Source organism: Streptomyces sp. VNUA24, from assembly GCF_029167005.1.
Taxonomy (GTDB): Bacteria; Actinomycetota; Actinomycetes; order Streptomycetales; family Streptomycetaceae; genus Streptomyces; species Streptomyces scabiei.
Map to the genome: position 1 here is coordinate 4,551,836 of NZ_CP119143.1, position 17,809 is coordinate 4,569,644.

Here is a 17,809-nt window from a genome sequence, read left to right on the forward strand (position 1 = left end):
AGGTGTCGGGGGGCGTTCCGGAACCGACCGGAAACAGATGTGACACGGGTGGGAACCGATCCGGTCCGGGCGGTGTACCCATGATGTGAGAACGCGGGAGGGGGGCCGCATCGTCGATGAGGCCGCGGTCATCGCACGCGTGCGCGCCGGGGAGCCGGAGGCGTATGCGGAGCTGGTGCGCGCCCATACGGGCATCGCGCTGCGGGCGGCCCGGGCGCTCGGCGCCGGTGCGGACGCGGAGGACGTGGTGCAGCAGGCGTTCTTCAAGGCGTACTGCTCCCTGGGCCGCTTCCGGGACGGCTCCGCGTTCCGGCCGTGGCTGCTGTCGATCGTGGCCAATGAGACGAGGAACACAGTGCGGACAGCGGGGCGCCAGCGGTCCCTGGCCGACCGCGAGGCGACGTACGCCGAGGCCGAGCCGCTGATACCGGCCTCGGCCGATCCGGCGGTGGCCGCGCTGGCCATAGAGCGCCGCGTGGCGCTGCTGGGCGCGCTGGAGAAGCTGAGCGAGGAGCACCGGCTGGTCGTCACCTACCGCTATCTGCTGGAGATGGACGAGCCGGAGACGGCGGCGGCCCTCGGCTGGCCCCGGGGCACGGTGAAGTCCCGGCTGAGCCGGGCGCTGCGCAGGCTGGGCCGTCTGCTGCCGGAGTTCGAGCCGGGCGAGGCCCTGGGAAAGGCGGGAGGGGGTGGGGGACGTGAGTGAGCCGGACCGGCCGTCCGGGGGCGAGGAGCGGGAGCGTGAGCGTGGGGGCGGTGGCGCGGAGAGCGGCGGTGGCGTGGGGCGTGGCGGTGGCGCGGACGGTGTGGGGCGTGACGTCCGGCTGCCCGAGGAGTTGCGGGCGCTCGGCAGGGCGCTGGACCGGCCGGGGGCCGACGGGGACGAGACCATGGTCGAGCGGGTGCTGCGGCAGATACTCGCCGAGCAGGTGCCGGCACCGGTGGTCGAGCCACCGGGCGCCGGTGAGCGGCTGCGGGCGGTACGGCGGTGGGCCGGGGCACGCCGGCGCGCGCTGACGGCCGCGCTGTGCGGGCTGCTCACCGTGCTCGTCCTCACCCCGCCGGTGCGGGCGGCGGTGGGTGACTGGTTCGGCTTCGGCGGGGTCGAGGTGCGGTACGACCCGTCGGCGACGCCCGCGCCGGGGGCGGGGCCGCCGGGCTGCCCCGACCCGGTCACGCTCGCCGAGGCAGGGCGGCGGGCGGGGTTCGCCCCGCTGGTGCCGGGTGCGCTGGGCGCCCCGGACGCGATGTCCGTGACGCGTGCGCCGAAGGGCCGCTTCGTGATCAGCCTCTGCTGGCAGGAGCGGGGCCGCACCGTCCGGCTCGACGAGTACGCGGCCCGGCTGGCGCCGGAGTACGGCAAGACCGTGGCGGGCGAGCGGGCCGTCGAGTGGGTCCGGCTGGGCGGGGGCTCCTACGACGCCCTGTGGTTCCCGGACCCGCACCTCCTGCACTTCTGGATGACCTCCGAGGACGGCTCCCGTTTCACCCGTTCCGAGCGCACGGCGGGGCCCACCCTGCTGTGGGTCCACGGCGACGCGTACACGCTGCGGCTGGAGGGCGTGGCGTCGAAGGACCGGGCGCGGGAGATCGCGGAGTCGCTGGACTGATCGGTCCCGCCGAGGTGGGAACCCCGGGGCTTCGAGCGGTGTACCAGGAGTGACACCGCGAGTGCGGACGGACCGCACCGGGATCGATCGGGGGTGTCGGATGCACGGACTGCGACGACTGACGGCGGTGACGGGCGCGTTACTGCTCGCTGTGGCCCTGCTTGTGCTGGGGGCCCCGCCCTCGGTGGCGGGTGGGCCGACCAGCGTGCTGCTGGTCTCACCGACCGGTCAGCGGACGGCCTCGCTGTACGGCACGGAGAAGCGGTACGACCTCCTGGAGCGGCTCCTGGCCCCGGCCGGCTCGGCACTCGAGGGGAGCCGGGAGGAGGCGCCGGACTGGGGACCGGAGGACACCTGGGGAGAGAAGGTGGGCGACATGGTCACCGTGACGTGGATGATCCATGACGTGACGCCCTGGCGGGTGGACCGGCTGTTCCTGTCCGCACCCGACACCAAGGACGTCTGGATCCGGACGGACCTGCAGACGGCGCAGGACACCGCCGCCTCGGGCGACGGTGTCTGGCACAAGGCGAAGGAGTCGGAGGAGCTGCGGGCGCTGTTGCGAGGTCTCGGGGTCCTCGGTGAGACCTCGGACGCGGGACAGGACACAGCTTCGGCCGAGGCGCTCACGGACCCCGGTGCCGGTTCCGGTTCCGGTTCCGGTTCCGGTGGGACGGTCACCGGCACACGGGACGCGGCGGACGCACCGACTGCGGCAGACCGGGCCCACTGGGCGATACCCGCCCTGGCCCTGGGGCTGGTCCTGGGGTCCGGGGGCGCCACGCTCCTGCTGCGCCGCGCGGCGGCCCGGAACGGGTCCGGACCACCGCGGCGGCAGGAGCTGCTGGACGTCTGACCGGTCACGCGGCAGGGGTCAGCCGAGGTCGATCTCCGGGTACAGCGGGAAGCCGGCGACGAGGTCGGTGGCACGGCGGGAGATCTCGTCGGCGACCTTCGCGTCGAGGACGTGCTGGGCCTTGGAGGGGGCGCCCGACTTGGTGGTGCCCGGCTCCGTGGTGGTCAGGACACGGTCGATGAGGCCGGCGACCTCGTCCATCTCGGCGGTGCCCAGACCACGCGTGGTCAGCGCGGGCGTGCCGATGCGGATGCCGGAGGTGTACCAGGCGCCGTTCGGGTCGGCCGGGATGGCGTTGCGGTTGGTGACGATGCCGGAGTCGAGCAGCGCGGCCTCGGCCTGGCGGCCGGTGAGACCGTAGGAGGTGGCGACGTCGATCAGGTTGAGGTGGTTGTCGGTGCCGCCGGTGACCAGGGTGGCGCCCCGGCGCGTCAGGCCCTCGGCGAGGGCGCGGGAGTTGTCGACGATGCGCTGGGCGTAGTCCTGGAAGGCGGGCCGGCGGGCCTCGGCGAGGGCGACGGCCTTGGCGGCCATGACGTGCGGGAGGGGGCCGCCGAGGACCATCGGGCAGCCGCGGTCGACCTGGTCCTTGAGGGAGTCGTCGCACAGGACCATGCCGCCGCGCGGGCCGCGCAGCGACTTGTGGGTGGTCGTGGTGACGATCTGGGCGTGCGGGACGGGGTCGAAGTCGCCGGTGAGGACCTTGCCGGCGACGAGGCCCGCGAAGTGCGCCATGTCCACCATCAGCGTGGCGCCGACCTCGTCGGCGATCTCGCGCATGATCCGGAAGTTCACGAGACGGGGGTAGGCGGAGTAGCCGGCGACGATGATCAGCGGCTTGAAGTCACGGGCGGAGGCGCGCAGGGCCTCGTAGTCGATGAGGCCCGTGGCGGGGTCGGTGCCGTAGGACCGCTGGTCGAACATCTTGCCGGAGATGTTGGGGCGGAAGCCGTGGGTGAGGTGGCCGCCGGCGTCCAGGGACATACCGAGCATGCGCTGGTTGCCGAAGGCCTGGCGGAGTTCGGCCCAGTCGGCCTCGGAGAGGTCGTTGACCTGGCGGGCGCCGGTCTTCTCCAGGAAGGGGGCCTCGACACGGTCGGCGAGGACGGCCCAGAAGGCGACGAGGTTGGCGTCGATGCCGGAGTGCGGCTGGACGTAGGCGTGGCGGGCGCCGAAGAGTTCCCTGGCGTGCTCGGCGGCGAGGGACTCGACGGTGTCGACGTTGCGGCAGCCGGCGTAGAAGCGGCGGCCGACGGTGCCCTCGGCGTACTTGTCGCTGAACCAGTTGCCCATGGCCAGGAGGGTGGCCGGGGAGGCGTAGTTCTCGGAGGCGATCAGCTTGAGCATCTCGCGCTGGTCGCCGACCTCCTGGCCGATGGCGTCGGCCACGCGCGGCTCGACGGCGCGGATCACGTCGAGGGCGGCACGGAAGGCGGTGGATTCGTGGGAGAGGGGCTCGGACGACATGGGGACCTCCGGACGTTGCGTTCAGCGTTCACGGTACGGCCCAGGCGCACGGCACTCATCCTGCCCGGGCCGCTCCCCGATGGTCCGTCCCATCCCAGCGCGCCAGTCACGGCCCGCTGGTCACCCTATCGGGCAAGGTGGACGCCCGGGCCCGGGCGTCCACCATACGAACGACGGCGAAGGCGAGGGGGAACGCGGACGTCAGAGGATCACATGGGGCAGAAAGCGGGCGTACTCGTCGGTGACCAGTCCCGAGGACTCGCGGATGCCGAGGCCCGCCGACGCGTCCTCGACGACCCAGGCACCGAGGACGACATGGTTGCCGTCGAAGTCCGGCAGGGGCGCCAGTTCCTGGTAGCAGCAGGGCTCTTCGCGGAGGGCGGGGGCGCTGCCCGCCGCGTGGACGGTGACGCCGGCGCCCTCGCGGCCCAGGAGGGGTTTGGCGACGTAGCCGGTGGTGGCGGCCAGTTCACGGGGGCCGTCGAGATAGGCGGGGAGGAGGTTCGGATGGCCGGGGTACAGCTCCCACAGGACGGCGAGGAGGGCCTTGTTGCTCAGGAGCATCTTCCAGGCGGGCTCGATCCACATCGTGGTCCCGGTGCCGCCGCCGTTGTCGAGGGTGGCGAGGACGTGGGGGGCGAAGCGGTCGGTGGTGAGCCACTCCCAGGGATAGAGCTTGAAGATGCTGCGGATGAAGCGGAGCTTCTTGTCGACGAAGCGGTCCGCGAGGCGGTCCCAGCCGATGTCCTCCATGGAGATCCAGTCGGTGTCCAGGCCGGCCTGTTCGGCGGTCTCCTTCAGATAGGCGACCGTCATCAGGTCCTCGCCCAGTTCGTCGCCGGCGGAGTGCGCGAAGTACAGGGGGCTGCCGGGCGGGAGGAGGCGGGACTGCTTCTTCCAGGCGTCGACGAGGCGTTCGTGGAGGGAGTTCCACTGGTCGGCGCCCGGGAAGCGTTCCTCCATCCAGAACCACTGGGGACTGGCCGCCTCGACGAGCGAGGTCGGTGTGTCGGCGTTGTACTCCAGCAGCTTGGCGGGGCCGGTCCCGTCGTGGCGGAGGTCGAAGCGGCCGTACACGGAGGGCAGTTCGGCCCGGCGGCGCCATGCCTCGGCGACGAGGCCGACGAGGCGCGGGTCGGTGATGCCGAGGTCGGCGAAGCGGTCGTGCTCGACGATGTGCGCGGCCGCCGCCAGGCACATGGCGTGCAGTTCCTCGACGACCTCCTCCAGGGCCTCGATCTCGGGGAGCGAGAAGACGTAGTAGGCGCTCTCGTCCCAGTAGGGGCGCAGGGAGCCGTCGGGGTGGCGGGTCAGGGGGTAGATGAGCCCCTGTTCCTCGACGGTCTCCTGCCAGCCCGGGCGGGGTTCGATGGTGCGGCGTTCCATGGTTCGGTCCCGTCCGCCGGGTCAGCCGCCGCTGGAGCCGGAGCCGTCGCCGTCCCCCGAGCAGCCGAAGCCGTCCCGGTCGACGGCCTCGCTGCGGCTGAAGGTGCCGTCCTCGGCCCGGCCTCGGCTGACGTCCGCGTCGTAGTACCAGGCGGCGTCGGCCGAACCGGCCTGCTTCCGGTTGCCGCTGCTGTTGCTCCTGCTGTTCTTGCCGTAGGACGAGGAGCCGGAACCCGAGTTGCAGTTCCGGTCCGCGATGATCTTGTAGCCGTTGGCGTAGTCGTAGCTGTCGCGGTCCACGCAACGGCGGTCCGGATCGGATCCGCAGGAGGTCAGGGCCGCCGCGACGACTCCCATCCCACCGAGTACGACCGTGCTGGACCGCAGTCGCCTGCGCTGCTCTCCCATGTGTGCTCCCCCGTCGGGCCCGTGGCCCCTGCTGTGTCGCGACCGGCTCGCCCCGCGGTACGCGATGCGGTGCGTGATGCGGTACGTGATGGCCGGTCACATTCTTATGTGCGCTTTATCGGCGCTCACACTAGTGATCGGATCGGCGAAGGGGCCAACCGGGCCCGGCGAAGGCCCGGTGCGGGACTCCGCTCGCCCGGAACCGTCCGTCGCCGGTGCGGGGGCGGCGAGGGTGCGTGCTCAGCCTCGTACGCAGGTCGCGCCCGTCGGGCAGAGGGACGTGGTCACCATGGCGACCGGTTCCCGGAGTTCGTCGAGGGGGGTCGACTCGGGGGCGCTGAGGCGGACTCCGTAGATCTTGTCGTCGGCTGTGCGGAAGCGGTGGTCGATGACCTGACGGGGGCCCAGATCGCCCTCGCCGTCGAAGCGGTAGACCACCTCGGAGTAGCTGTCGTCGTCGGCCGCCGAGCGGTCGAGGGCGCGATAGCCGGGGAGGCGGGCGAACCCGTAGTTCGCGTTCTCCGCCAGGTCCATGGACTCGGCGGGGCCGCCCTCACTGACCAGGAAGAGCTGGAGGATCCGGGTGCCGTCCGGGGAGTCGTAGGTCACGACGGTGGGCTTGTCCGTCGGCGTCTTCGCGGTGCGTTTCCAGCCGGAGGGGACCTCGACGGTGAAGCCGGCCGGGTCGTCGGAACGGACATAGCCGGGGGTGTCCGGAGTGCCGATCGTGTCGGCGTCCGTGTCCGAGCGTTTCGGTGTGGCCGGGCCGTTGTTCCGGTCGTCCTCCGGGCCGGCCGCCGAGGCGGAGGGCGACGGCGTGGACGGGGAACTGCTCGCGGAGGCGGACCGGCTCGGGCCGTCGTCGTCCCGGGACAGGGTCCACACCCCGAAACCGAGACCGCCGCCGAGCAGTGCCGCGAGGGCGACGGCGACGGCCACACGCGGCCCCGGACCACTGCGCCCGGGATCGTCGTCCACCCAGCGCCCTTGGTGCGGATCCCACCTCGTCATGCTGTCCCCCCTGGTCCTGTCGTCACCTTCGCGCGGCAGACGGGAGCGTGCGGAGAGGCCCTGGCCGCCGACGTTCTCACGACATGCGTGCACCGACGATAGCGGCGTACACGACGAACAGGCCCCGTCCTGGTCGAAACCGGGACAGGGCCTGCGAGAGCACGCTATAAGGCGTCGGCTCAGATGAGGCCGAGCGCGCGGACCGCCTCGCGCTCCTCGGCCAGCTCCTGGACCGAGGCGTCGATACGGGCGCGGGAGAACTCGTTGATCTCCAGGCCCTGGACGATCTCGTACTTGCCGTCCTTGACGGTGACGGGGAAGGAGGAGATGAGACCCTCGGCCACACCGTAGGAACCGTCGGACGGGATGCCCATGGAGGCCCAGTCGCCCTCGGCGGTGCCGTTGACCCAGGTGTAGATGTGGTCGATGGCGGCGTTGGCGGCGGACGCGGCCGACGAGGCGCCGCGGGCCTCGATGATGGCGGCGCCGCGCTTGGCGACGGTCGGGATGAAGTCCTCGGCGAGCCACTTCTCGTCGTTGACGACCTCGGCGGCGTTCTTGCCGGCGACGGTGGCGTGGAAGATGTCCGGGTACTGGGTCGCCGAGTGGTTGCCCCAGATCGTGAGCCGCTGGATCTCGGAGACCGGGACGCCGGTCTTCTTCGACAGCTGGGTCAGCGCGCGGTTGTGGTCCAGGCGGGTCATCGCGGTGAAGCGCTCCGCGGGGACGTCCGGCGCGGCGGCCTGGGCGATGAGGGCGTTGGTGTTGGCCGGGTTGCCGACGACGAGGACCTTGATGTCGTCCGCGGCGTTGTCGTTGATGGCCTTGCCCTGCGGCTTGAAGATGCCGCCGTTGGCCTCCAGCAGGTCGCCGCGCTCCATGCCCTTGGTGCGGGGGCGGGCGCCTACGAGCAGGCCGACGTTGGCGCCGTCGAAGGCGACGTTCGGGTCGTCCGTGATGTCGATGCCCTGGAGGAGCGGGAAGGCGCAGTCGTCGAGCTCCATGGCGGTGCCCTCGGCGGCCTTGAGCGCCGGGGTGATCTCCAGCAGGCGGAGCTTGACCGGCACGTCCGCGCCGAGCAGCTGGCCGGAGGCGATGCGGAAGAGCAGGGCGTAACCGATCTGGCCGGCCGCGCCGGTGACGGTGACGTTCACGGGAGTGCGGGTCATGGCGTTCTCCGTATGACAGCTGGCGGTGGGGCGTCCCTGCCCCTGGTGGGACGTACGAATGATCGATCTCTTGGCGTCAAGAGAGATCGGTGGTCAGGCTATCGCGCATCCGGGATCCCGGACGGCCGGGGTTCGTGTGGCCCAGCCCACAAGTCCTTCCGCGCCGCCGCACACGGAGAGGGTGGCATGAAAAGGCGGCCGCCGGTCCGGGGGGAGGGACCAGACGGCCGCCTTTGTGGGGGCGCCGGGCCAGGAGGGGATGGGGGATCCTCTCCCGGGCGGACCGGACTCCCGTGGGGGTACTGTCCGCATGCCCCGGAGTCCGGCGCGCATTCCCTTTACCTCGAAACTACTTTCAGGGCGGATACGGCTACGGTGCGTCACGCCCCCGGCGGCTGGTGGATCCTGCCCCTCCGCCCCGGCCCGGTTGCCCGGGGCCGGGGCGCGCGGAGAGGTCCCCCGCCTCACCACCGCGCCCCTCCGGTCGGCGATCGGGCCCCGCCGCCGGGTGATCGCGCCCCGCCGACCCGCGACCGACCCGTCCGTTGCCGGCCACCGTGCCCCGTCGGCCTCGCGACCGCGCTCTCGGCCCAACTGCCGCGCCCCCGCCGCCTCGCGACCGGACCCCCCGCCCGGTCGCCGCCCCTCCTCCGTCCCGCCACCCGCTTGCCGTTACCCCGTGCAGCCCTTCTGGCCCGACGCCAGCGTCGCGCAGGCCGTGGCGTCGCCCGCGTCCTCCACGTTGATCATCAGGGTGTAGGCGATGTTGTCGCCTGCCGCTTCGATGGCGGCGGTCTGCTTGTTCATGCCCGCCGCGACCTGGACCTCGTCGCCCTGGGCCGCGCCGGTGATGCGGGCCCAGGCGGCCTGGCAGGTCTTGCTGTAGCGGACCTCGACCCGCGCGGTCCCCACGGTGGCCTCGTCGGCGGTCCGCACGAGCTCGCCGATGCAGCCCATGGTCTCCGGGTCCTTGCCCTCGCAGTCCTTGCCACTGCACTTCACACCCGCCGGCAGGTCGGGGTTCGTGCCGGCCGAGGTCGACGCGGAGCTGGGCGGTTTGCCGTCCGCCCGGTCCTTCCCGTCACCGTTGATGAGGTAGAAGGCTCCCGCGATCAGGACGAGACCTCCGACGGCTCCCGCGAGGAACATGGGCACGCGCCGCTTCGGCCGGGCCTCGCCGGCGTCGGGCCGGCCCCCGCCCGGCGGCGGGCCGAAGACACCGGACGGCGCCGAGGCACCACCGGCGACCGCGGCACCGCCCGCACCGCCCGCACCGCGGAGCGGTGACGCCGACGACACCGACGCCGAGCCCGGGACGGGGGAGGCAGTCGAGGACCGCCCCCCGGTCACGCCCGCCCGCGACGCGGCCGTGGGCGAAGGCGAGGACGTCGTCGAGGACGAGGGCGATGTCGAGGGCGATGCCGAGGGCGTGGCACCCCAACTGATGCGCGACGCGCCCGCGGAGGCCGCTCCCCCGCCGTAGGGCGGGCGCGAGGCACGGTCGCCGGCCGAGGAGCGCGGCTGCACCGGCACCGAGGGTGCGACGCCCGCCGGGCCCGCCACGCCCGGAGTCGCGGTCGCGCTCCGGCCTCCCCTGCCGTGTCCCCCGCCCTTGACGGTGGCCTGGCCGCCCGTCTCGCCCAGGGCGGCACGCGCCTGGGAGATACGGATGGCCTCCATGGTCATGTCGTGCCGCATCTCCGAGCGGCTCCAGGCCCGCTCGGCCAGCTCCCACATGGTGGCCAGGTGGACGGGATCGGTTCCGGTCACCTCGGCCAGCGCGACGATCGCGCCCTTCGGCGCGAGCAGCCTTCCGTTGAGATAGCGCTCCCAGGACGTCTTGCTGTAGCCCGTGCGGTCGGCCACCGCTGCGATGCTCAGTCCACCGCGGTCGACGAGCCGGCGCAGCTGACCCGCGAACTCCCTGACCTGTGGATCGAGTTCATCGGGCAAGGCCCTCCAACGAGGCATTTCTTCCCCCCTCTTCCCCCCGTACGGATCTCCGCACGGATCTCCGTACGACTCTGAACTTGCCCCCCGTGCCCGCTGTCCGCGTGCCGCGCATGATGCCCTCGCTGAATCCTGGTCCGGGACCTGGCCGGGGCCCTCCACGAGCCCCGTTCTGGCCTACCCACTGGGATGCGCCCGGTCGAGATGTCAGTTCCCGGGAAAGGGGCGCGCGGGAGCATTTCGGGCAGGAGCGCGCGCCGCGCGCGCCCCCGCACCGTCAGCGATCCAGTGTCCCACCGGCCACCCGGATTTCCGGGCGGAATCACAGGACTGCACACGAGACATCCCGGATCACCTCAAATGCTCACATCACCCCTGTTCTTGAACGCTCCGGTACCGAATTCTTTAACGTGTGCGTCAGTGAACGCGCCGCGCGTCTCCGCTTCCTTCCGGGGCCGGCACCGTCGCCGGGCGCGGACACCTTGGCGGAATGGTCACTTCCGTGCCACAGCGGGCTGACAGGTGTTGAACGAAGCGTTCGCCGGGCGGGAACGTGGAGCGCGACGGCGGTCCGTCCTTGCTCGGGGGAGGGGACGGACCGCCGTCGTACGCGTCGCAGCGGGCGGTGTCTCAGCCTGCCTCGTCGCCCACCGTGAAGTGCAGGGTGTCCTTGAGGAACGGGATCTCCAGCAGCGGCTTCGGCTGGGCCATCAGCGCGAGCAGCACGATGGCGGTGCCCAGGAAGATGTACGTGGCCATGTCCGTGAAGCGGGAGCGGACGGCGAGCATGCCGACGTCCCGGACGGCCCAGCGCAGCACCGCGCCGCCGAGCAGCGCGGCCCCGATCAGGATCGTGCCGGCCCGGAACGCGTCCAGGGCGGTGAGCAGCAGCCCCAGCGCCACGGTGGACAGCACGGCGAGGATCGGCCACTGGCGCACGGGCGCGGGCGCCTCGCGCGGCGCCGCCCGGCCACCGCCCTCGGGCCGTGCGGTGTCCTTGGTGAACATCGGAAAGCGCCGGGTGCCACGGACGGGCCTGCCCTCGGCGTCGGGCACGCTGATGTGATCACGAACCTCGATCTCCTCCGCGGCCTCGGCCGTCCCGGTCGCCTCGGCCGTTCCTGCCGCCCCGCTCGTCCCCGCGGTCTTCGCCATGTGCACCCTCTCCGACGCCGCAGCCCCGTCTGTCGTCGTCCCGGACCGCCCCGCGGCCCTCGGTCCGTCCGCCGTCTCCCCGGACCCGCCGTCGGCCGCGGCCCGCGGCCGTTCGGCCTTGCCCGACGGCCCGTTGGCCGTCTCCGCCACGCCCGCCGCTCGCGCGGCCTCCCCCGTCCCTGCCGGCCCCGAAGCCCGGGAAGCGTCAGCCCGCGCGGGGCTCAACGCCTCCTCGGCCCCACCGGACACGCCGGACGCATCGGACACAACCGCCCCGGCGGCCGTCTCCGTAACTCCAGTCGCCTCCGCAGCTCCCAACGTCTCGGCAGCCCTCGCCGACTTCCCGGCTCCCGGGGCCTCCGGCGCTCCGGCGGTCTTCGCGGGTCCGGCCGACATCACAGGTCCCGCGGTCTTCGCGGCTCGCGCCGACTTCGCGGCTCGCGCCGTCGCCGCGGCTCCGGCGGTCTCCGCGGCTCCGGCCGTCTCTGCCGTTCCCATCGGCTCCGCCGCTCCCGTCGCCCCCGCCGAACGCCCGTCCGGCTCACCCGAACCCGTCGGCTCCGACGACGCCTCGGCCCGCCCCGGGCGGGGCGCCTTCGCGGACGCCGCCGGCTCCCCGGACGTCCCGGAGGACTCCGACGTGACGGACTCCCCAGAGGACCCCGACGTGACGGGCGCCCCGGAGTTCCCAGCCGTGACGGACTCCCCAGAGAACCCCGGCGAGACGGAGCCCTCAGAGGACTCCGACGCCACGGACGCGCCGGAAGACCCCGGCGCGGCGGACCCCGCAGAGGACCCCTGCGTGTCAGAGGACCCCTGCGTGACAGGCGACGCCCCGGACGTCCCCGCCCCCCGCCGCTCCCCGGAAACGCCCTCGGGGCCGCCGTCAGCCGGCACTGCGCTCCGCCGCCTCGACCACGTTGACGAGCAGCTGTGCGCGGGTCATCGGGCCGACGCCGCCAGGGTTCGGGGAGATCCAGCCGGCGACCTCCGCGACGCCGGGGTGGACATCGCCGACGATCTTGCCCTCGGCGGAGCGGGAGACGCCGACGTCGAGGACGGCGGCGCCCGGCTTCACGTCCTCCGGCCGGATCAGGTGGGCGGAGCCGGCCGCCGCGACGATGATGTCGGCCTTCCTCAGGTGCGCGGCCAGGTCACGCGTACCGGTGTGGCACTGGGTCACCGTGGCGTTCTCGCTGCGCCGGGTGAGCAGCAGCGGCATCGGACGCCCGATCGTCACCCCGCGCCCGACGACCACGACCTCGGCGCCCTTGATCTCGACGCCGTACTGCCGGAGGAGGGTGAGCACGCCGTTCGGGGTGCAGGGCAGCGGCGCGGGCTCGTTCAGCACTAGGCGCCCGAGGTTCATCGGGTGCAGACCGTCCGCGTCCTTGTCGGGGTCCATCAGTTCGAGGATGCGGTTCTCGTCGATGCCCTTGGGCAGCGGCAGCTGGACGATGTAACCGGTGCAGGCGGGATCCTCGTTGAGTTCCCGCACCACCACCTCGATCTCCTCCTGGGTGGCGGTCGCGGGCAGTTCCCGCTGGATGGACGCGATGCCGACCTGCGCGCAGTCGCGGTGCTTGCCGGCGACGTACTTCTGACTGCCGGGGTCTTCGCCGACCAGGATCGTGCCGAGTCCGGGCGTGACGCCCTTCTCCTTCAGCACCGCCACGCGGGCGGTCAGATCGGACTTGATCGCGGCTGCGGTGGCCTTGCCATCGAGAATCTGGGCGCTCATGGCCCCAATCTTCGCGGATGACGGGCGCCGGGTTCCAATCCGGTCGCCCTGCGGACGCCCGCCGGGCCCTTTCGCCAAGATCGGATGTGTTGCACTTGCACAACACCCGCCGTATCTCCCTGGACATCCGGGCGGGCATATAAAACGATTGGGACACAGTGCCGCGGGCACTGCCGGGGGGCGTGACCATTTCAAAAAATCCAGGGCATTCCTCCGCACCGTGCCGCGCGTCCCCGCACCAGGCAACGGAGGAAACCCCGCATGAGCTTCGGCGACCCGAACAACCCGTACGGACAGCCCCAGCAGCAGCCACCCGCCCCGGGGTACGGCTACCCGCAGCAGACCCCGCCCCAGCAGCCGGGGTACGGCTACCCGACCGCCCCGCCGGTCTCCCAGGGGTACGGCGGCTACCCGAACGCACCCGAGACCATGCCCAGCTCGGTGAACGCGGCCCGCATCATGCTGTGGGTGATCGTCGGCCTGCAGGTGGTCGGCGTCCTGCTCTACGCCATCGCCGCGATCGCGGTGTCCGCGGCGAGCGACAGCGCCGAGGACCCGGCCCTCGCCGAGGCGCTCGGCAACATTCCCACCGGTCAGATGGTGGCGATCGCCATCTTCGCGGCGGCCTGGCTCGGCTACGCGATCATGATGGCCGTGAAGTTCAAGTCGGGCGGCAACGGCGTACGCGTGGCCACCCTCGTCTTCGGCATCATCACCGCGATCCTCGGCGTCTTCCCGTTCGTGCTGATCGGCCTGGTCCACGTGGTGCTGGGCATCCTGATCGCCGTCTTCGTCGGCAACGCCGCCGGCAAGGCGTGGTTCAACCGCCCGCGCTACTGAGCCGCCGGGCGACGCGAAGGGCCGTACCCCGCAGCCGGGTTGCGGCCCTTCGGCGCGTTCACGCCCGACAGGTCCCGCCGGTCGGACGGGGTATCACGGAACGCACGGCGCTGTCCTGGGTCCGTGTCTCGCCGGGGCGGAGCAGATAGCTGGTGAAGCTGCCGACGACGCAGTAGTCGATACGGGTGTTGTTGGTGGCCTCACGGATACGCGGCGAGGAAGGGAAATGGGCCGCTACTCCTTCCGCGACGCGGTAAAGGACGCCCGCACCTGCGAGATCCGTGGAGAGGCACACGAACCCCGTCGGGCAGGGCACGGCCGCCACGTTCTCGGTGGCGGCGGCGCTGCCGCCCATTCCCGTCCCGAGCGCGACCGCGAGCACCGCGCCGATGACGGCGGCCCGGCCCGGCCGAGTCGAGCGATTCCACCGATTCCATCTGTCGCGCATGACTGCCCCCCTGAGTCCCGGATGGCTGGCCTGGTCCCCCGAGCCTCGCAGCGGAACGCACGCCTCTGCACCGGGATATCGGCCATTCCGCATGCGCCCGCCCCGGCCGGACACGGCGAAGGGTCCGCCGGTGTGCCCGGCGGACCCTTCGTCCTGTGTCCTACGTCCTACGACGCGCGGAGCGGCTCAGTGGAAGAAGTGCCGCGTCCCCGTGAAGTACATCGTCACGCCCGCCTTCCGCGCGGCCTCGACGACCTGCTCGTCACGGACCGAACCGCCCGGCTGCACCACGGCCTTGACGCCGGCCGCGGTCAGGATCTCCAGCCCGTCCGGGAAGGGGAAGAACGCGTCGGAGGCGGCGTACGCGCCCCGCGCGCGCTCGGCACCGGCGCGCTCGACCGCGAGCTTGGCGGAGTCGACACGGTTGACCTGCCCCATTCCGACACCCACCGAGGCGCCGTCCTTGGCCAGCAGGATCGCGTTGGACTTCACCGCGCGGCAGGCCCTCCAGGCGAACGCCAGCTCGGCCAGCTCGTCGGCGGCGAGGGCGTCGCCGGTCGCGAGGGTCCAGCTCGCCGGGTCGTCGCCGTCGGCCTGGAGCCGGTCGGTCACCTGGAGCAGCGCACCGCCGTCGACGGGCTTCAGCTCGACCGGGGCGGCGGGCGCGCCCGGCGCCTTCAGCACCCGGATGTTCTTCTTCTTGGCGAGGGCCTCCAGGGCCCCCTCCTCGTAGTCGGGCGCGACGATGACCTCGGTGAAGATCTCCGCGACCTGCTCGGCCATCTCCTTGGAGACCGGCCGGTTGACGGCGATCACACCGCCGAACGCGGACAGCGGGTCGCAGGCGTGCGCCTTGCGGTGCGCCTCGGCGACATCCGCGCCGACCGCGATCCCGCACGGGTTCGCGTGCTTGATGATCGCGACGGCCGGCGCGTCGTGGTCGTACGCGGCACGGCGCGCGGCGTCCGTGTCCGTGTAGTTGTTGTACGACATCTCCTTGCCGTGCAGCTGCTCGGCCTCGGCGAGACCGCCGGTGCCGGAGACGTACAGCGCGGCCGGCTGGTGCGGGTTCTCGCCGTAGCGCAGGGTGTGCGCCCGCTCCCAGGTGGCCCCGAGGAAGTCGGGGAACTGCGAGTCGTCCGCCGGCGCGTACGAGGACGCGAACCAGGAGGCCACGGCGACGTCGTACGCGGCCGTGTGCTGGAACGCCTCGGCCGCGAGCCGCTTGCGGGTGGCGAGGTCGAAACCGCCGTGCTGGACGGCCGCGAGGACGTCCGCGTACCGGGCGGGGCTGGTGACGACCGCGACGGAGGGGTGGTTCTTGGCGGCGGCGCGGACCATGGAGGGGCCGCCGATGTCGATCTGCTCGACGCACTCGTCGGGGGTGGCGCCGGAGGCGACGGTCTCCCGGAACGGGTAGAGGTTGACGACGACGAGGTCGAACGGCTCGACGCCCAGCTCGGCGAGCTGGTTCCGGTGGTCCTCCAGGCGCAGGTCGGCGAGGATGCCCGCGTGCACCTTGGGGTGAAGGGTCTTGACCCGGCCGTCCAGGCACTCGGGGAAGCCGGTCAGCTCCTCGACCTTGGTGACGGGGACGCCCGCGGCGGCGATCTTCGCGGCCGTGGAGCCGGTGGAGACGAGCTCGACACCGGCCTCGTGCAGCCCGCGGGCCAGCTCCTCCAGCCCGGTCTTGTCGTAGACGCTGACGAGCGCCCGGCGAAGGGGCCGCTTGTTGCTGTCGGCGGTCACTGGATAACTACCTTTCGTCCCTCAATGCGATAGCCGTTGCGGGCGAGCCGCCCCACGACATCGACGAGCAGCCTTCGCTCGACTTCCTTGATGCGCTCGTGCAGAGCGCTCTCGTCGTCCTCGTCCCTGACCTCCACCACGCCCTGCGCGATGATCGGTCCGGTGTCGACGCCGTCGTCGACGAAGTGGACGGTGCAGCCGGTGACCCGGGCGCCGTACGCGAGCGCGTCCCGCACCCCGTGGGCCCCCGGGAAACTGGGGAGGAGCGCCGGGTGGGTGTTGACGAACCGCCCACCGAAGCGCGCCAGGAACCGCTTCCCCACGATCTTCATGAACCCGGCGGAGACGACGAGGTCCGGCTCGTACGCGGCGACGGCGTCGGCGAGTGCCGCGTCCCACTCGTCGCGCGTCGCGTGGTCCTTGACCCGGCACACGAAGGTCGGCAGCCCGGCGCGCTCGGCGCGGGCGAGGCCCTCGATGCCACCGCGGTCGGCTCCGACGGCCACGATCTCGGCGCCGTAGGTCTCGACGCCGGCCGTGGCGATGGCGTCCAGCAGCGCCTGGAGGTTGGTGCCGGATCCGGAGACCAGCACGACGAGGCGCTTGGCCACGGGCTTGGCGGCCACGGTGGGGCCCTTTCTACGGGGGTTCTACGGTTTCTACGGGTTCCGCAGGTTCTGCGGGTTCCGCGGGTTCCGCAGGTTCTGCGGGTTCCGCGGGTTCCGCAGGTTCTGCGGGTTCCGCGGGTTTTACGGGAACCTTCAGGTCTGCCGACCGAGCACTTGTACCTTCGTACGAATGCTTCGGGTCCCCCGATACGGGGAAGTCTACGAAGCGGCCGACCGCCAGCAACGATACCGGCACTCCGGACGGCCCCGTGGGACGGGGGCGTGGCCGGGAGGTAGCGTCTGCCGGGAGTGGGCTCGGGAACGCGGTCGGTGTGCGGAGCGTTCAAGGAGTGACAGCTCATGCGCTACCAGTAGATTTCACCGCCGAGATCACCACTGGAACAGGACAGGTACCACGACCGGGCATCCCCGGGACCACGACCGGACCCACCCGGACCCACCCGGGGCCGGCGGACCACCGCCGGAGGGCGGCCCGGGTCCACCGTCCCGTGCACCCGCCGGGCACCACCGGGCACACCACCGATGTCACGCCGTACTCACCAAGGGGAAGACGCACTCCTGATGCCGGACCGCAGTTTCCGCCTTTCTTCGCTCCTGCTGCGCGAGCGGAGTTCCTCGCCCACGCCTCCGCGCGAGAGCGAGGACACCGACGAGCAGTCCGGGCAGCCCGGGCGGGGCCAGGGCGCAGGCGCTTCGGACGACAACCCGTTCGCCCCGCCGCCCGAGGGCACGCCCGACCGGCCGTGGCAGCCGCGCCGGCCGGACGGCCGCGACACCGACGACGGCACGGGACGCGGCGGCGGTCACACGCCGTGGGGCAGTCAGTGGAGCGACCGGCAGCCCGGCCGCTCCTCCGGCGGACCCTTCGGGCAGCGTCCCGGCGGCCAGGGCGGGCCCGGGCAGGGCCCCGAGGGTGGTCCGGGCGGCGGACTGCGCTGGGACCCGACGGACCCCGCCCAGCGACGCGCGCGGTACTCGCTGCTCTCGGGTATGTGGGCCTTCTTCTTCGCCCTCTTCGCCTGGCCCTACGTCGCCCTGCTGCTCGGCTCCCTGGCCGTGTACTGGGCCGTCAGCGCCCTGCGCGCCAAGCCGGCCGTCCCCGACCCGGACCGGCCGGCGACCCCCGAACCGAGCGGCCGGCCGCAGCGGACCGCAGCCATCAGCGGCCTGGTGACCTCCACGATCGCCCTCGCCATCGTCGCCGTCACCTTCACGGCCCAGTTCGTCTACCGGGACTACTACACCTGCGTCAACGACTCCCTCACCACCACCTCCGCCCAGGCCTGCAAGGACCTCCTGCCGGAGGGGCCGCTGCGGGAGGTGCTGGGCGCGCAGTGACAGCGCGCCCCTGACGGGCGCAGTGACAGCGCGCCCTGACGGCCGAGCAAGA

General features: G+C 72.4%; 16 protein-coding genes. 5 read left to right on the forward strand and 11 right to left on the reverse strand.

The genetic code is table 11. From position 1 onward, the window contains the following. Positions 1 to 85: 85 nt before the first annotated feature. The 3 genes from PYR72_RS19160 (at position 86) to PYR72_RS19170 (ending at position 2,466) form a co-directional block, all read left to right on the forward strand. Positions 86 to 706 carry an RNA polymerase sigma factor gene (locus tag PYR72_RS19160; protein WP_275456471.1) on the forward strand — a complete coding sequence of 207 codons (621 nt, stop codon included), beginning with the start codon at positions 86 to 88 and terminating at the stop codon, positions 704 to 706. After that, a complete protein-coding gene (locus tag PYR72_RS19165; RefSeq protein ID WP_275456472.1) occupies positions 699 to 1,610 on the forward strand; it encodes a hypothetical protein in 912 nt (303 codons plus the stop codon). Before PYR72_RS19160 ends, PYR72_RS19165 begins: the two co-directional genes overlap by 8 nt. Positions 1,611 to 1,710: 100 nt before the next feature. Next, positions 1,711 to 2,466, forward strand: coding sequence for a hypothetical protein (locus PYR72_RS19170; RefSeq protein WP_275456473.1), 756 nt, complete (start codon positions 1,711 to 1,713; stop codon positions 2,464 to 2,466). A gap of 18 nt (positions 2,467 to 2,484) precedes the next feature. Here the strand turns inward: PYR72_RS19170 and PYR72_RS19175 are convergent, their stop codons facing one another. From PYR72_RS19175 to PYR72_RS19210, 8 genes are all read right to left on the reverse strand, one after another. After that, complete coding sequence (locus tag PYR72_RS19175; RefSeq protein ID WP_275456474.1) at positions 2,485 to 3,933, reverse strand: glycine hydroxymethyltransferase; 1,449 nt, start codon at positions 3,931 to 3,933, stop codon at positions 2,485 to 2,487. 201 nt (positions 3,934 to 4,134) lie between these two features. Then, a complete protein-coding gene (locus PYR72_RS19180; protein WP_275456475.1) occupies positions 4,135 to 5,319 on the reverse strand; it encodes a glutathionylspermidine synthase family protein in 1,185 nt (394 codons plus the stop codon). Positions 5,320 to 5,340: 21 nt separating this feature from the next. Then, complete coding sequence (locus tag PYR72_RS19185) at positions 5,341 to 5,727, reverse strand: hypothetical protein (RefSeq protein WP_037727198.1); 387 nt, start codon at positions 5,725 to 5,727, stop codon at positions 5,341 to 5,343. Positions 5,728 to 5,967: 240 nt separating this feature from the next. Beyond that, positions 5,968 to 6,738: a hypothetical protein gene (locus tag PYR72_RS19190; RefSeq protein ID WP_275456476.1), complete on the reverse strand. Its 771-nt coding sequence runs from the start codon at positions 6,736 to 6,738 to the stop codon at positions 5,968 to 5,970. Between the two features lie 179 nt (positions 6,739 to 6,917). Continuing rightward, entirely contained in the window at positions 6,918 to 7,907 is a 990-nt protein-coding gene (locus PYR72_RS19195; protein WP_275456477.1) for a malate dehydrogenase, read from the reverse strand. Positions 7,908 to 8,579: 672 nt separating this feature from the next. After that, entirely contained in the window at positions 8,580 to 9,860 is a 1,281-nt protein-coding gene (locus PYR72_RS19200; RefSeq protein ID WP_275456478.1) for an XRE family transcriptional regulator, read from the reverse strand. A 627-nt stretch (positions 9,861 to 10,487) separates the two neighbouring features. Continuing rightward, positions 10,488 to 11,012 carry a DUF3017 domain-containing protein gene (locus PYR72_RS19205; protein WP_275456479.1) on the reverse strand — a complete coding sequence of 175 codons (525 nt, stop codon included), beginning with the start codon at positions 11,010 to 11,012 and terminating at the stop codon, positions 10,488 to 10,490. 886 nt (positions 11,013 to 11,898) lie between these two features. Next, positions 11,899 to 12,753 carry a bifunctional methylenetetrahydrofolate dehydrogenase/methenyltetrahydrofolate cyclohydrolase gene (locus PYR72_RS19210; RefSeq protein ID WP_275456480.1) on the reverse strand — a complete coding sequence of 285 codons (855 nt, stop codon included), beginning with the start codon at positions 12,751 to 12,753 and terminating at the stop codon, positions 11,899 to 11,901. A gap of 261 nt (positions 12,754 to 13,014) precedes the next feature. Here PYR72_RS19210 and PYR72_RS19215 point away from each other — a divergent pair, with 261 nt between their 5' ends. Then, positions 13,015 to 13,593, forward strand: coding sequence for a hypothetical protein (locus tag PYR72_RS19215; RefSeq protein WP_275456481.1), 579 nt, complete (start codon positions 13,015 to 13,017; stop codon positions 13,591 to 13,593). Positions 13,594 to 13,651: 58 nt separating this feature from the next. On the opposite strand, the gene PYR72_RS19220 is transcribed toward PYR72_RS19215, so the two are convergent. The 3 genes from PYR72_RS19220 to purN all read right to left on the reverse strand — a co-directional run bounded on the left by PYR72_RS19220 (position 13,652) and on the right by purN (position 16,416). Further along, complete coding sequence (locus PYR72_RS19220; protein WP_275456482.1) at positions 13,652 to 14,041, reverse strand: hypothetical protein; 390 nt, start codon at positions 14,039 to 14,041, stop codon at positions 13,652 to 13,654. Positions 14,042 to 14,227: 186 nt separating this feature from the next. Continuing rightward, entirely contained in the window at positions 14,228 to 15,790 is a 1,563-nt protein-coding gene (purH, locus tag PYR72_RS19225; RefSeq protein WP_275456483.1) for a bifunctional phosphoribosylaminoimidazolecarboxamide formyltransferase/IMP cyclohydrolase, read from the reverse strand. Continuing rightward, positions 15,787 to 16,416 carry a phosphoribosylglycinamide formyltransferase gene (gene purN / locus PYR72_RS19230; protein ID WP_275456484.1) on the reverse strand — a complete coding sequence of 210 codons (630 nt, stop codon included), beginning with the start codon at positions 16,414 to 16,416 and terminating at the stop codon, positions 15,787 to 15,789. Before purN ends, purH begins: the two co-directional genes overlap by 4 nt. A gap of 564 nt (positions 16,417 to 16,980) precedes the next feature. On the opposite strand from purN, the gene PYR72_RS19235 reads away from it, so the two are divergent. Next, positions 16,981 to 17,757, forward strand: a complete 777-nt coding sequence (locus tag PYR72_RS19235; RefSeq protein ID WP_275456485.1) for a hypothetical protein — start codon at positions 16,981 to 16,983, stop codon at positions 17,755 to 17,757. Positions 17,758 to 17,809 lie beyond the last annotated feature (52 nt).